Here is a 14,684-nt window from a genome sequence, read left to right as displayed (position 1 = left end):
TTATGCCTCCTTAAACCCGACAAAAGACATCATACGTCCTGTTTTGCCTTGATCACGCCGGTGTGAGAAGAATAGCTGATCATTGCAGCTTGTGCACATCGAACTGACATGTATGTTTTCTTCTTTTATTCCTGCATGAAGCAATACGTTTTTGTTTAATGTTTTCAAATCAATTTTATATTGTCCTTGTGAAATCTCGGAATACACATCCTCTGTTGAAAAAGGAAGCTGTTTCACTTGATCCATGACTGCGTCATCGACTATGTAGCAGCAGCTGCCAATGGATGGTCCAATGACGACTTGGATATGATCGGCCTTGGCACCTTCTTGGCGGACCCATTCATCAACCATCTTTGCACCAATTTGCTTGACGGTTCCTTTCCAGCCGGCATGAGCCGTTCCAATTAATCCGTTTTGCGGAGCTAGAAAATAAAGCGGAACACAATCAGCGAAACAAAGAGCGAGCATCATGTTCGTCTCAGAGGTATATAAACCGTCTGTACCAGGCAGTGCCTCATGATAATGAAGACTTCCTCTTCCTCTTTGCTCCTTGGTGACTTTCAGGATGCGATCCTCGTGTGTTTGGTCTGCAAACACCCAATCAGAGAGCGGCACAGCAGCAGCATCTGCTATGACTTGACGATTCATTTGAACACTAGAAGCATCATCTCCTACATGGAGTCCAGTGTTCAATGATTGATATGGAGGTAGGCTGAAGCCGCCATTTTTTGTCGTAAATCCGGCCAATACCTCTTTTCCAGAACATGTCATGTTCGTCCAATCATGAATGGTCATTGCATATGGTGATTTCTGCTGAAAGGGGTCATATTTGTGTGTCAAAGCTGCCTCCCACCTTTCATTCATCTCTCTTTATATCGCTCCTATTTTACCACAAGACATGCATAGACAGTTAGTGGGATTCATTAAATATTACACTCAAATGTGCCCTTTCTGCAGGTTTTTTTTCAAATTGATATGAAAACGTAATCTTTTTACCCGAAAAAGACATTGTTTGCTGAGAATGGAGAGTTTGTTTTAAGGAAAAATTGAATGATTCATTGAGGAGTTATATGAATTAAGAAGACAATCGGACAAGTATCACATCTTCGCCAATTTTTACTATATTTCGCCAAGGGACGATCATTTCCTCTTCTTTTCCGAAAAATCCCATCATTTTCCCTGTGCCGCCAATAATAATCGCTTGTATTTTGCCGCTTGTCACATTAATATCAATGTCCCCAATGGTGCCTAGTTTTTTTCCGCTGGATACATCGACGACATCCTTGATTTGGAATTCAGAAATACTGATCATCTGTCCTTCCCCGCCTTTCGTTTTCTACTATAATATGTATGATGGAAAAGCAGGGACGCAGACCAATAGTTTCTTTTATCTACAATTTACTTAAATGCGGACGGCCATTTCTCCACATGACATCTACCGGACATTCAAAAAAAGAAGAAAGCAAGCCGCTTGTCATCATTTCTTTTGTTTCTCCTTGATCAAAAACAGATCCATCTTTTAATAATAAGGTGTGCTGAAAAACAGGCAGAATCTCCTCTGCATGATGGGTCGTATAGAGCAAAGTAGGCGCATCAGGCTTTGCTGCAATAAATGAGATGGTCTCCAGCACTTGCTCTCTTGCTAAAAAATCAAGACCCGTCACAGGTTCATCTAAAATCAAAAGCTGCGGATCATTCATTAAAGCCCTCGCAATCAAGACTTTTTGCTTCTCTCCCTGTGAGAGGGTTTCATATGTTCTGTTGGCATATTTGAATGAACCAAATGCTTTTAATAGATCAATGGCTTTCTCTCTCATTTCATCTGTCGGGGTTTCATAAAGCCCGATAGAAGCAAATGCGCCGCTAAGTACAATTTCAAAAGCATTGTCGTCTCTATGCAATTTCTTTTCAAGTCCCGCTGAGATGAGACCAATTTTCCTCCTGAGCTTTTCACCAAGAGCTTCCTTGCCAAAGACATGTCCCAGCACTGTCATCTCGCCTGATGTGGGGAAATAATAGGAGCAGAGCATATTTAATAAAGCGGTTTTTCCCGCACCATTTAAACCGTAAAGCACCCAGTGTTCCTGCTTGTTCACCTGCCAGTCAATAGACTGCAGCAGCCATTTCCCATTTCTTTTTAATGAAACATTCTTCAATTCAAGTGACACCATAACTTCCTCCTGATTAAAAATTCTGAATATACAAATAATGAATGTTTACAGCATATCGTAAATGCTCTTTCTGGTAAACCTCATATAAAAAAGCTGCTCCTAATTAGGAACAGCTTTTTTTACATGGTTACGAAATTTCAATTCGTACGCCTTCTTTTATATCAGGAAACGTGTGCGGGGATGCAAAAACAGCACCTGGTAATACATCATCAAACGGTTCTTGGAAGTAGATCGAAATATGGCCGAGCTCTTTAAAGTTCTCATTTGCTTTATTGCCGAGGGCTGTGATCGTGTACGTTTGATCGCCCACTTGAATGGTTCCGCCTAGCTTTAGCGGCTCTTCTTCTAGATGCTCGAACTCATGAATGACAGACATATCTCTTAATTCCTGCGGCGCTGCGGGTCCAAATAAAACAATCAGCTTATCTTCTTTAAATTGAGGGACTAAGATCCCAATTTCTTTTACGACAGATTGTGTTACCATGTATCTCGATTCCTCCTTTAATACTTAATACATACCGAAGCTGGCAACGTAAGCGATCACAACAGATAGAACCCCTGTAATAAGACGGCTATACAAAACAGCTGGTACCCCATATTGTACCGTTTCCGGCTTCGCTTCACCAAGTGACAGCCCCACTGGAATAAAATCACACCCTACTTGGCCGTTGATGGCAAATAGTGCAGGAAGTGCAAATTGAGGCGGAATGTTTCCTAGTGCAATTTGACTACCAATCAGAACACCGATGACTTGGGCAATGACTGCTCCAGGTCCTAAGACAGGTGATAGGAACGGCAGTGTACAGACCACAACGAGCAGTAAGAGCCCCCAAAGAGATCCTGCCAAAGGTGATAGAAAATGGGCAATCAGGTCACCGATTTTTGTATAATTGATAATTCCAATTAACATACTGACAAATGCCATGAAAGGAATAATGTTTTTCAAAAGCATATCAACAGAATCACGGCCGGCCTGGTAGAACGTACCGGTGACTTTCCCGATTCCGCGTGAGAATCTCATCAGGAAATTGCCTTTTTCCTGCCGCTCAATATTTTCCTCTTTCAGCTTTGCATACGTTTCTTTGAAATTCTCTTTGTCAATCGACTCACTGTTTTCCTGACCTTCTGCTTTCGCCTCACCATCAGATGCTTCTGCATAGGAAATATCTTTTTCTGTTACGCCTGATACGAAGATATCTTCTGTAATATGTTTAGCAAGCGGCCCAGAAGGAGAGGATGCCAAAACGTCTACAGTAGGAATGCGTTTCATTGGATAAAGTCCGATTCGCGCTGTTCCACCGCAGTCAATGACAACACACATCATTTCATCTTCTGGTATAGAGTTTTTAAAGCCGTCACATGCTTCTGTCCCTGTCATTTCTGCAATTTTACGTGCAACCGGGTGAATGCCTCCCCCTGTAATGGAAACAACCTTTCTTCTTTTACCAGTTGGTTCAAGCTCTAAGCCTTCTCCCCATCCGCCAGCACCTTTTGCAACAAATACTTTGTGGTTTGTCATGTCTAACCCTCCCCTATTGTGAATTCGCTTTCATTTTTCCTGCTAAATATTTTGTAATCCATTCAGTAATGATTCCGCGTAGTAAAATGACGACGATCCCGACTAAGAAGTAACGAACAGCAAGCTCTGACATTGAATATCCAGCTTCTTTAATCCCGTTCGCAATTCCTAAGTAGACAAATAGTTCTCCTGCGTTGGCATACGGGAACAGTGATGTCACCGGATGAACAAATGAAACAGCTGAATCATAGAATGCTGGTTTTTGTTTTTCAGGTAAGAAGCGGCCAAACGTATAAGCCATTGGGTTTGTCAAAATAAGAACAGATAAGATCGGCATTAACGTGTAGCGCAAAATGGTATATTTCGCTGCAAACTGAATGGCTCTATTCACTCGCTCTTCTCCAATAAATTTCATGACAGCATAAGTGAAAGTAAGTAACACAACAAGCGTTGGAACGATACCTGTAATTAGACCCATGAACTGCTTTCCGCCGGCTTCAAACATTCCGATAAAGTGCTCTCCAAACCATTGAATCCATTCCATGTTTCATCTCCCCTTTCCTTAGTTCACATTTGTTATATTTTTTTTCGAAATCGAGACAAGTGCCTGCTCAGCCGCCATGGAAAGTGCTTGCATGACAGCTGGCGCTTTTTTGCGCTTTTTCAACGTCTTCTTCATCATATGGTGCTCGTCCAGCACAGCCCCTACATGCTTGCCTTCATATGCAGGGACTTCTTTAAATTTAGATAAGATCGACACGCCGCCAAGCACATGGCATTTTTGAATGATATACGATTCATCCACAATGATGAGCGCAATGGCCCCAGGGCCAACTTTGCGCCGTTCCATTCCTGAAAATAAGTGATATCCCTGTTTCCCTCTGTAGTCATCAATTAGTGAGTCCATGCTTTTGCGGTAATACTTGATTTGGATAAAAGATAACCCATATTGCACAATGAGAATGATACAAAGTACGATTGCTAATTTTTCCATAGCTTCACGTCCTTATGATTGAAATAAGTGATCTTGTAATGAACGCAGCTTCCAGACGGTTGTGTTTGAATCAAGCTCTACATCATCATGAGTAAGGAACTGTCCTAATTTGATGTCTTTTTTCGCTACAACTTTTCCGCTGATTAAGCCAATTGGAATGTGACCATTCGTTTTCATGTCTTGATGTGTTTCAAGTACACCTCTTACGGAGTATCCGCCAATTCCGTCAAGTGATTCCCCTGCTTTAATATCTCTTTTCGCAACAGCGACTGTTTCTGAGACTGGTACACCAATCGGGTGGATCGATGAATCATGCTGTAAGACCGCTTTTGCGATCGTAACAGGTGTTTCAAGGCTCGCTAAGTGGAAAGGACGGTAAAGCGTGTAGTGAGGACCTTTTCCAACTTTTAAGTAACGAAGCTCTTCATCTACTGGCTCTAGATCACTCTTGACGATAACGAATACGCCTGGAGCAAGTCCATTTACATATTCAACGACTCCGAAGTTATCGAGCACGCCACCTTGTTGTTTTTGATTCAATTTATCTGCTACATTCTCTAAATTTGCTTCGACTCCGTGCATACCGACTTTATCTGGCAAAAGCCCTGTCGCGTTACTTAATAAGTTCATTTCTGCCATTGTTTTTGTTCCATCTTGGAAGGCAGCGAGCATATGTGCACTCATATGTTTACTATCTGCTTCTGCTTTACACGTATCTGGATTTGCTTCTGGGAAGAATGGGTTGTTCTTGCCTTTCCCAGCAACGAGCACCTCAAGTCCCATTGTTTTTGCAAATTCATATAATTCTAGTGTTGCTGCCGGTTCGTCTCCAGCTGATCCAGAGTAAACAAGCCCTGCATTTGTGAATAATTTATGCATCACCAAACCGATGGTAATATCAACTTCTACATTTAAAAGAACGAGATGTTTCTTTGAATTAAGCGCTTCCAAAGAAATGTTTGCTCCGACCTCTGGCACTCCTGTTGCATCTACGACAACTTCCACAAAATCTGATTGAATCACTTCTCTATAATCATTTGTGACGACCATTTGATGCGGCTTCGCATGCTGCTTGTAAAAATTCGCTGCCTTCTCTGCTGCACTAAGGTGAATATCACAAACACCTGCTACAATCATACCTGGGATTTTTGAAATTTGTGAAATAAGTCCAAAGCCCATTTGACCTGCCCCAATAATTCCTACTTTGATTGGATCTCCACTGCGTTCTCGAGCTAACAACTGTTGATAGATTGACATCTAAATCATCCTTTCAGGTTTTCTTGCTTCTCGGGTAGATTGCTAGAAAAATAATCTGAAACTTTTAACAAATGTTATAAAAATTAACAAAAATCTGCTTCTTGTAACATTTGTTATTTTATTTATCATTTGTTATGAACTTAGTTTATATGATGTGTCAACTTTGTGTCAAGATAAAATCGATAAAATTTTCAATCTTTTTGAGTCTAAAGACTCAAAAAAACTACCTAATCATATTAGGTAGTTACTTTAATAAGGCATCTCCTGTTCGTTCATCCGTAATTAATACATGAATTAATCCGCCTTCTAATGCTGCCCGGATCGCTTCAATTTTTTCTTCTCCTCCAGCGACACCAATGACTAGCGGGATTTCTTTCAGCTTTTGCGGGCTTATGCCCATTACCCTGTCGTTCCATGGGTGGGGATACACTTCCCCTTGGTGATCAATAAAGTTATAGCAAATGTCACCCGCTACATCCTTCGCTTGAAGAATATCCTCCTCTCCGCTTGTCATATAAGATTTCACCATCGTTGAATGCTGCGGAACCCCGCCAATCCCGACAACCGCAATATTTGATGATTCTCCTAGTTCAATCACTTTTTTGATTGACGGCTGCCGAATCAGTACATCCTTCGCTTCTTTCGTATCAAGCATGACAGGCACATGTAAAAACTCACATTTAGATTTGAGTGCCTCTGTGCATCTCGCAATAATATAATTGGCATGGATATCAACATCTTCGTTTCCCACACCCCCGACTAGCGGAACAAATGTCACGGATGGGTAGTGCTGAACTGACGTAAGCGCTTTCGCCATTTCATGCAAAGTGGTTCCTGAGGAAAAACCGATGACTTGTCCATCCTTCATGACTTTTAATAAAAAGCCTGCCGCCGCAGCGCCAATTCGGCTTTTTGTTGTTTCTTGACTGAGCGTTTCCACACAGACGACTTCTCGCAGCCCATATTTCCGCTCTATTTTTCTTTCTAATGATCCATATTGTTGATTCACTTCATCATGAATAATGATTTCCACGATTCCTGCTTCACGTGCTTTTGCCAAATATTTCGATATGAGCGAACGGCTAACCCCAACCGCTTCTGCTATTTTAGATTGAGTGGCGCCTTCTTCATAATACATATGCGCAACCTTAATGAGCAGCCTTCTTTCATCATGGAATGTCATAATAACCCTTCTTTCCGCTTAAGTGTTCCCTAACAAATGATATCTAAAATAACATTTGTTAAAAACAGATTAAATGAAAAAAATAACAGAGTCAATACTCGAGACGTGCTCTTTCCAAGAATGAAAAAAGCCGCACATGAAGTGGCGGCTTTAAAAGATGTTTTTATTCATTTGTTTAATGGCTGCTTTTTCAAGTCTTGAGACTTGTGCTTGAGAAATTCCGATCTCTTCAGCGACTTCCATTTGCGTTTTTCCTTGGAAGAAGCGTTTGCGCAGAATCATTTTTTCTCGATCATTCAATCGGCGCATACCCTCTTTTAAGGCCAATTCCTCTACCCATTGTGTGTCTTTGTTCCGATCATCACTAATTTGATCCATCACATAAATCGGATCTCCTCCGTCATTATAGATCGGTTCAAACAAAGAAACAGGATCTTGAATCGCATCTAGGGCAAAGACAATTTCCTCATGAGGCACTTCCAGCACTTTGGCAATGTCTTCTGCCGTTGGCTCCTTGCTTGTCTCACTTATCAGCCTCTCACGAACCTGAAGCGCTTTGTAGGCAATATCTCTAAGTGAACGAGACACCCGAATTGGGTTGTTATCACGCAAGTATCGACGGATTTCTCCTATGATCATAGGGACCGCGTAAGTTGAAAATCTGACATTGTGGCTTAAATCAAAATTATCAATTGATTTCATTAATCCGATACAGCCTACTTGGAAGAGATCATCCACATACTCGCCTCTGTTGTTAAAACGCTGAATCACACTTAAAACCAACCGCAAATTGCCATTGACTAGCTTTTCTCTTGCTGTATCGTCACCCTCATCCTGCAGCTGTCTGAACAATTTTCTCATCTCTTCGTTTTTCAGAACAGGCAGTTTGGAGGTGTCGACTCCGCAGATTTCCACTTTATTTCTGGACACTTTTTTCCCTCCCTACAGGAGCTGTTGTACAAAGTTCAGTATCTCCTTGGGATGGAAAAATATGCACGAGTGATGATGAGAATCATGAGAAAAGAAGTTGATACCTTTGACAGCAAAGGGACAGAGCTTTCAAAAAAATTTTTTTAGACCATTTTGTTAAATTCTTTTTGTAATCGTTTAATAATTCTTTTTTCAAGTCTTGAAATATACGACTGGGAAATTCCTAACATATCAGCGACATCTTTTTGGGTTTTTTCTTCACCGCCAACTAAACCGAATCTGAGCTCCATAATCTGCTTTTCGCGGTCATTTAATTGCTCCAGCGCTTTTTTCAACAGTTTTTTATCTACATTTGCTTCAATATCCCGTGTGATAATATCATCATCTGTTCCAAGTACGTCTGATAAAAGCAGTTCATTTCCGTCCCAATCAATGTTGAGCGGCTCATCAAACGACACTTCTGAACGAATTTTATTATTTCGGCGCAAATACATCAAAATCTCGTTTTCAATACATCTCGAAGCATATGTCGCAAGCTTGATCTTTTTTTCTGGATTAAATGTATTGACTGCCTTAATTAGACCAATAGTTCCAATACTAATTAAATCCTCAATATTAATCCCTGTGTTTTCAAATTTTCTTGCGATGTAGACCACCAACCGCAAATTTCTTTCGATCAGGATGGCCCTTGCTGTTTGATCACCTTTTGGTAATTTGACAAGCAGTTCCTGCTCTTCATCCTTTGATAATGGCGGCGGCAGCGCCTCACTACCACCAATATAATAAATCTCATCACTCTTAAGACCTAGCTTCATGAGGAGTTTATACCAGTAGTAAGTGAGTTTAAATTTTAATTTTTTCATCTTCTTCTCCCTTCTAAATGTCAAGTTGACCTCGTAAGATAAAAGACATCACCAAAACTTAAGACACCCCTTGGATGATTTTTCCCTCTAACATATCTGGATGAATGATGGATTGAAATTCCTGATCTGCTGATAAACCGCTCAGACTCATGCCTACAAAACACTTGGCTGGCTGGATCATATGCGTCTTTGAATAAATGATGACCGTATCTGGTTTTAAGCATAGAAGAAACCCGTGATCATGACCGACCGCTCGATATGGAACAAGTCTTAAACGGTCAAGAAGCGGAAATTGATCATCGAGCTTTTGCATCACTTCAACAGGATGAGACTGCTTCATAAGCTCTATAAATGGCTCTCCGCAAATGGACATGAGCTGATCTGCTTGAACGATCATCACAGGTGTTTTCGTCATAGGATCATACAGCTGATTACCGGAATCGACGAGTCCCTTTAAACGGATGATCTCCCCGTGAATGTGTATCTCCACAAGGACTTGTTCATCAAACTGTCTTTTTTTCGCACCGACCTCTCCTAATCTTTTCTTTGAAAACAGCCAAATCGCAGGAAAGCCGGTTAAAACGAAAAGCCAGCTAATGGGATCACCAAAGCCATCATTTTGTGAAATCAGCAGCCCGTCTTGAATAACAGTATTGGTTTGTAAAAACGAATGAACCCCGATCATGCCTCCTCCCATCAAAAATGTGATAAAGTAAAAAGCAAACAGGTTTTGAAAAAAGGATCGAAATCTTTGAAATCCAAAAGTAGCAAGCACGATCAAGACAGAAAAAAGCAGTTTGCCCAAAGGGTGTGACACAAACATTGCAAATGGTGTAAAGAGCAAGAGAACAATGCTCGATCCAATCAGAGCTCCTAACATATATCGCCGTTTTTTTACTTGTCGTTTGAGAATAAATGCAGTGAGTAAGAGAAGCAATAGATCAAAACAAAAGTTTAACAGCCAAATCACATCTAAATAAATGACCACCTTCTGCTCCTTTCATCTGAAACAAAGAATCAAAAGCAGTACTTGCACTTGTTTGTACCAGTATAAAACAGCCAAGAGATGGAAGTCTGTCAATTCTTGTTGGGGATGATAGAGAACTTTTGGTGGATTGTTATTGTTTTTGTCGAGGAATGAGAGCACAAAGCAAGAGAGTGTGCTTCCGGACAAGCTTTCAAACAATTATTCGAAACGAAAAAGACACGCTCCAAGGAGTCGTGCCTTTTTTTAAGGATTATTTTTCATTGATATTTAATGTGCCTGAAGCCTTTTGTCGAGTAACATTTCCATAATCATCCCGAACAATCACTTCAATTACTGCACCTTTTGCTTTGGCGGTAGAAGTAGCTGTCCAGTAGCCTTCATATGTTCCGCCGGCTACCTCACGAAGCGGAAGTTCTGTTGTATTTTGCAGCTTTGATCTCGCGTTTGTCAGCGGCATATGAATGACAAACGTTGCGTCTAGCTTTTCTCTGCTGTTAAATGAAATTTTAACAGACTCACCTGATGATAGATTGACATTCTCTGCTGGTGTCAGCTTAGAAATCTCAGGCGCTTCGTATTGAACATCGATATCGACTTTTTTAGTCGCTTTGTTTCCTGCTGCATCTTTTGCTGTAACTTTGATCGTATTTTTCCCGTTCTCAAGCAGGATTCTTGCAGAATATTTCCCATCTTTTATTGCTGCCTTTTTTCCATTCACAGTGACTTGATCAAGATGATCATCGGTTACCTTTCCTTCTACAGTGAGTGATTCTTTGTTAGATTTTTCCCCTTTTTTTGGTGTATCTATCGTTACCACTGGGGCTGTTTGATCAATGATCACCTTGACTGATTTGGATTTTTTCGTTGCGCCTTTATCCGTAACAGTGGCAGCCGTAAATACATGCTCTCCGCTTGACACTGTAACCTTCTCTTTGAAAGCACCCGACTGATCTGCTTTCACTTTGGCAATCTCTTTATCGTTTTGATAGATCGCTACATCAAGCCCTGGAGAGGCTTTACCTTCAATCTCCAGTTCATCTTTGTTCGTGATCGTTCCAGCCTTTGGAGATGTTATTTCTGGCACATCTGCTTCATATTGGACAAGCGCACGAATCATATAATTTCCCTCTTCTTTTGGAGAAGGAGAAAAGGCACCGCTTGTCAGCTGCCAGCTTCTTTCAGCATTTGGTCCATCTTCATCTGTTGCAAGGCCTGGAGATTCCGTATTCTTTTTCGTTTGAATATAGACAAGATAGAAATCTCCATCCACCGTAATGGCTTGATCTTCTAAATCTACTTTTGTCCATTCACCATTACGCAGCGCATTCGCTTTGAAAGGTCCAGCGATTTTCTTACCTGGAGCACCGTCCTTTCCGGAAGCATCATACACTTCAACCGCAAATTCATTCCCGCCAGGGGCTGGCCACTCTGTTGTCCAGAAACGGAAAAGTCCCCCTGCGACCTGCGCTTGTTTCTTCCCTTTTTCTAATGAAAATTTCACCGCCCAGCCATTACCAGGATCATAGAACGCCCGCGCATTTTCAGCTGTTCCGTCATCGTAGCCAATTTCGCCAGCAAAACCGATGAAAGGTTCCAGCTTGATTGCTTTTTCAAGCGGCTTTTCTGTCACATCAGCTGTAAACGAATATCCTTTAAACCCTTTCGCAAATACTTTGACTGTATACACACCGCTCAATGCCTCTAGAGAAAACTCACCAGATTCATCAGTTTTCACCGGCTCAACTTTCGCATCCTCTACAAGATAAACCGTAGCATCCTTTACTTTTTCACCCGTTGCTTCGCTTACAATTGTGCCAGATATCGTTCGTTTTTCTAGTGGCTGTAAGGAGAAATTTGCCTCTGCCTGATCATTTGCAGAAATATTGACTTTTTGGGTGCGTGATTCAAAGCCATATGCTTCAGCTTTCACTGTAAATTCCCCTGCACCATGAGAAAGCTGATATCTCCCTGTCGCTTCATCCGTGTACGTGGACTTGCCGCTTTCAAGAACACTGATTTCTGCCTTCATCGGAAGAGCTTTGATAGATGGGGCATCTACACTTTTTTCCTTTTTCATCTGGACATGCTTTTCTTTTATTTTAGCAGGCTTTGCACTTTTCGGATCGACGGGTTTCTTCTGCTCCTGTGCTGGCTTTTCTTTTTTGATGACGCCAAGTTGTTTCTTTGCCTTTTGAGGCAAGGCTTGATCTGTTATTTTCACATCATCTAAATAAAAACCGTCTTTTGTCACACTGCCATCCGTTCTTAGCTGAAAAATAACTCTCACGTTCTGACCTTTGTAGGCAGATAAATCAACTTCTCCTTTTGTCCATCCACTTGTTTTGCCTGTGTAGGCTGCCACTTGGACAGCATCTTCCCCCTCAGGCTGCACATGAATATGCACATAGTCATAATTTGCTTCAAGGTCATGCCAGTATTGAAATTGTAAAAAGGAGGAGCCTGACTCAGGTACAGCAATCATCGGCATAGATAAATGAGCATCTGTTTGATTTTCATAAGGACTGTCTAGGTTTGTAGCGTAGACATGATCTCCAGTAAAGGCTTGTTTCGGACCTGTGGTCGGCTTCCCCCACTGCCAAGGATCTTTTGTTCCACCACTGAACCATCCACTTGGCCAAGCTTCAAAATCTTGCGAGTAGCCAGTCGTGATGGATGTTTTAATCGGAAGCGTATACGGTTCTGATGCGGCTTCATTTTCTCCAAAATCTTTCACAATCCATCGGTACGTGACGTTTTCTCCCTCAAGTTCTGGGAGCTGGACAACATATGTCCCTTTTAAATGATTTCCATCCGTTCGTTTTGCTTGCAGCGTCTCCCTTCTCCCTTGATCCACTTGATAGCTCAAGGAGACATTTGTCACAGCTACTTCATCTTCTGCTGTAATACTAAGAGGTGTTGGCGTAGAGGCAAAAATTTCATTCGGTCCTTTATGAGAAAAAACAGGTGGTTCTGTATCTTCTCCTTCTTTTGTTACCTGCCCTTCAATCTTGCCAATTCCATCTGTTAATGCTGTGATGGCTTCTTTTGCATCAACTAATCCTGCCCCATAGCCATTGTTAGGGGATTCCGGGAATTGCTGATCTGTCAGTGGTTTTGCAGTATCAATGAGAATTTCTTCAATCTCTTCAACAGACAGATCTGACTGTACTTGGCGCAGAAGAGCCACAACAGCTGAAACATGCGGACCTGCCATCGAGGTTCCATTCCAGCCATCCTCATACCCTTTCCCTGGAATAGAAGAACGAATGTTTACCCCTGGGGCCGCAATATCTGGTTTCATGACTCCATATGGAGAGGGACCTTGCAAAGAGAAAGAACCCAGTTTGTTGTTTTGATCTGTTGCACCCGTCGCAAAGGCTTCGGGATAGTTCGCAGGATTTGCAATAGATCCCTCAACGCCAGGGTTAAATAAATCCGTATTACCAGCTGAAAATTCTGGGAAGATGTCCGCAGCTCTCCAAGCATTGACCACATCTTTATACCAATCATCAAGACCAGGCCCACCGCCCCAAGAATTATTGACCACATCTGGCGCCTTTTCTGGATGAGGGGTTCCGTTTTTATCTTTTGGAGCTAAAATCCATTCACCTGCGTCAAGCAGATCAGCATCTGATCCACCATCTTCTGAGAAAGCTTTCACCGCGATCCATTTTGCACCTGGTGCGACTCCAATTTGATTCTCTCCATTTGGCTCAGAGCCAACCATCGTTCCCGTTACATGTGTACCATGCTCTAAATCATCGTATGGCGCTTCAGAACCTGTCGTTGCATCGTACCAATTGAATTCATGAGAAGGTTCATTCGGACGTGCAGGATCAAATCCACGGTATTTTTCTTTTAATGCAGGATGATCCCATTCCACACCTGTATCAATACTTGCCACAACGGTACCAGTTCCGTCATAGCCTAAAGCCCACGCTTCTGGGGCATGAACTTGAGAAATGTTCCACTCGATTCCATCTGCTGCTTTGATTTGTTTGTTTTTCTTTGAAGTTTTCAAATCAACAGGACGATGGATTTGACGGATTTCATTTGGCAGCACTTGATCTACTTCTGGGAAGGAAGCCACCTTTTCCATGACTTCTTTCGTTCCCGTCACAGCGAGACCATTTACAATATAGTACGAATGAATATCCTTCACTTGCTTTTTCTTTTGTGCCTTTTGTAAATAAGCAAGCAGCGCTTCCTGCGTCTCTTCAGACGTCGCTCTTAGTTCTGATACGACAGCTGATCTTTTTGTGTACTGCGTTTTAGCTGCTGTTAACTTCTGTTTTTTGGCCTTTGACACAGCATCCTTCGCCACTTTTTTGACATTGGTTTGTTCCTTCATTTTGACTAAAAAGGTCACCTTGTCTTCTTGTTGAAACTGTTTCATTAATCTAGATGAGATCTTTGCTTTTGTTTTCTTGGAGGAAACAGCTTCCTCTTGATATGAGGTAGAAGTCGATTTTGCTTGAACCATCCCAAAGCTTGTCATCGTTAAAGTACCAATCACCAAAAGACTCATCAAACGATAGCCGGCGGTCTTGCGAAACTTCACTTTCAATCAAATCCCTCCTCCTCAAATGGTCAAACAGTGTATGGGTTTAACTCCTCCCTTTCCTTTGTTCATGACAAGATTCATGGTGTTCTATTTAATGTAGTCAAATAAAGTTCATCATTTTGTCGCTTTTTGTAATAGGATTTAAAAATGATTCTTTTTACTTAATCACTCTAAGTCGAAATACATATGTTGAATAAAGTAGCCCAGACAGATTT

13 protein-coding genes are annotated in these 14,684 nt (G+C 41.6%); all 13 read right to left on the bottom strand.

Going from position 1 to position 14,684, the window contains the following annotated elements:
• The 13 genes from pgeF to NST65_RS07255 all read right to left on the bottom strand — a co-directional run bounded on the left by pgeF (position 1) and on the right by NST65_RS07255 (position 14,466).
• Positions 1-840, bottom strand: coding sequence for a peptidoglycan editing factor PgeF (gene pgeF / locus NST65_RS07315; protein WP_024426938.1), 840 nt, complete (start codon positions 838-840; stop codon positions 1-3).
• Positions 841-1,075: 235 nt separating this feature from the next.
• Positions 1,076-1,312 carry a YlmC/YmxH family sporulation protein gene (locus tag NST65_RS07310; protein ID WP_008344958.1) on the bottom strand — a complete coding sequence of 79 codons (237 nt, stop codon included), beginning with the start codon at positions 1,310-1,312 and terminating at the stop codon, positions 1,076-1,078.
• 79 nt (positions 1,313-1,391) lie between these two features.
• Positions 1,392-2,168: an ABC transporter ATP-binding protein gene (locus NST65_RS07305; protein WP_041118122.1), complete on the bottom strand. Its 777-nt coding sequence runs from the start codon at positions 2,166-2,168 to the stop codon at positions 1,392-1,394.
• A gap of 130 nt (positions 2,169-2,298) precedes the next feature.
• Positions 2,299-2,655 carry a PTS glucitol/sorbitol transporter subunit IIA gene (locus NST65_RS07300; protein ID WP_111927335.1) on the bottom strand — a complete coding sequence of 119 codons (357 nt, stop codon included), beginning with the start codon at positions 2,653-2,655 and terminating at the stop codon, positions 2,299-2,301.
• Positions 2,656-2,679: 24 nt separating this feature from the next.
• Positions 2,680-3,690, bottom strand: a complete 1,011-nt coding sequence (locus NST65_RS07295; RefSeq protein ID WP_024426936.1) for a PTS glucitol/sorbitol transporter subunit IIB — start codon at positions 3,688-3,690, stop codon at positions 2,680-2,682.
• 13 nt (positions 3,691-3,703) lie between these two features.
• Positions 3,704-4,234 carry a PTS glucitol/sorbitol transporter subunit IIC gene (locus NST65_RS07290; protein WP_024424246.1) on the bottom strand — a complete coding sequence of 177 codons (531 nt, stop codon included), beginning with the start codon at positions 4,232-4,234 and terminating at the stop codon, positions 3,704-3,706.
• A gap of 18 nt (positions 4,235-4,252) precedes the next feature.
• Positions 4,253-4,684: a transcriptional regulator GutM gene (locus NST65_RS07285; protein WP_024424247.1), complete on the bottom strand. Its 432-nt coding sequence runs from the start codon at positions 4,682-4,684 to the stop codon at positions 4,253-4,255.
• 12 nt (positions 4,685-4,696) lie between these two features.
• Positions 4,697-5,941: an SAF domain-containing protein gene (locus NST65_RS07280; protein WP_024426935.1), complete on the bottom strand. Its 1,245-nt coding sequence runs from the start codon at positions 5,939-5,941 to the stop codon at positions 4,697-4,699.
• 244 nt (positions 5,942-6,185) lie between these two features.
• On the bottom strand, positions 6,186-7,124 hold the full coding sequence (locus NST65_RS07275) for a sugar-binding transcriptional regulator (protein ID WP_046310871.1): 939 nt from the start codon (positions 7,122-7,124) through the stop codon (positions 6,186-6,188).
• Positions 7,125-7,274: 150 nt separating this feature from the next.
• A complete protein-coding gene (sigG, locus tag NST65_RS07270) occupies positions 7,275-8,054 on the bottom strand; it encodes an RNA polymerase sporulation sigma factor SigG (RefSeq protein WP_024424250.1) in 780 nt (259 codons plus the stop codon).
• A 143-nt stretch (positions 8,055-8,197) separates the two neighbouring features.
• Positions 8,198-8,917 carry an RNA polymerase sporulation sigma factor SigE gene (gene sigE, locus NST65_RS07265; RefSeq protein ID WP_007499746.1) on the bottom strand — a complete coding sequence of 240 codons (720 nt, stop codon included), beginning with the start codon at positions 8,915-8,917 and terminating at the stop codon, positions 8,198-8,200.
• A 58-nt stretch (positions 8,918-8,975) separates the two neighbouring features.
• Entirely contained in the window at positions 8,976-9,905 is a 930-nt protein-coding gene (spoIIGA, locus tag NST65_RS07260) for a sigma-E processing peptidase SpoIIGA (RefSeq protein ID WP_034281695.1), read from the bottom strand.
• Between the two features lie 250 nt (positions 9,906-10,155).
• A complete protein-coding gene (locus NST65_RS07255) occupies positions 10,156-14,466 on the bottom strand; it encodes a S8 family peptidase (RefSeq protein WP_227001730.1) in 4,311 nt (1,436 codons plus the stop codon).
• Positions 14,467-14,684: the final 218 nt, after the last annotated feature.

Source organism: Bacillus sp. FSL P4-0248 (genome assembly GCF_038593305.1).
GTDB lineage: Bacteria > Bacillota > Bacilli > Bacillales > Bacillaceae > Bacillus > Bacillus safensis.
This window is presented reverse-complemented; position numbering and strand designations above follow the sequence as displayed.

Coding starts and splice junctions, on each gene's coding strand:
- NST65_RS07290 (WP_024424246.1), bottom strand. CDS start 4,234: ATGGAATGGATTCAATGGTTTGGAGAGCACTTTATCGGAATGTTTGAA.
- NST65_RS07295 (WP_024426936.1), bottom strand. CDS start 3,690: ATGACAAACCACAAAGTATTTGTTGCAAAAGGTGCTGGCGGATGGGGA.
- NST65_RS07310 (WP_008344958.1), bottom strand. CDS start 1,312: ATGATCAGTATTTCTGAATTCCAAATCAAGGATGTCGTCGATGTATCC.
- NST65_RS07280 (WP_024426935.1), bottom strand. CDS start 5,941: ATGTCAATCTATCAACAGTTGTTAGCTCGAGAACGCAGTGGAGATCCA.
- NST65_RS07285 (WP_024424247.1), bottom strand. CDS start 4,684: ATGGAAAAATTAGCAATCGTACTTTGTATCATTCTCATTGTGCAATAT.
- NST65_RS07275 (WP_046310871.1), bottom strand. CDS start 7,124: ATGACATTCCATGATGAAAGAAGGCTGCTCATTAAGGTTGCGCATATG.
- NST65_RS07300 (WP_111927335.1), bottom strand. CDS start 2,655: ATGGTAACACAATCTGTCGTAAAAGAAATTGGGATCTTAGTCCCTCAA.
- sigE (WP_007499746.1), bottom strand. CDS start 8,917: ATGAAAAAATTAAAATTTAAACTCACTTACTACTGGTATAAACTCCTC.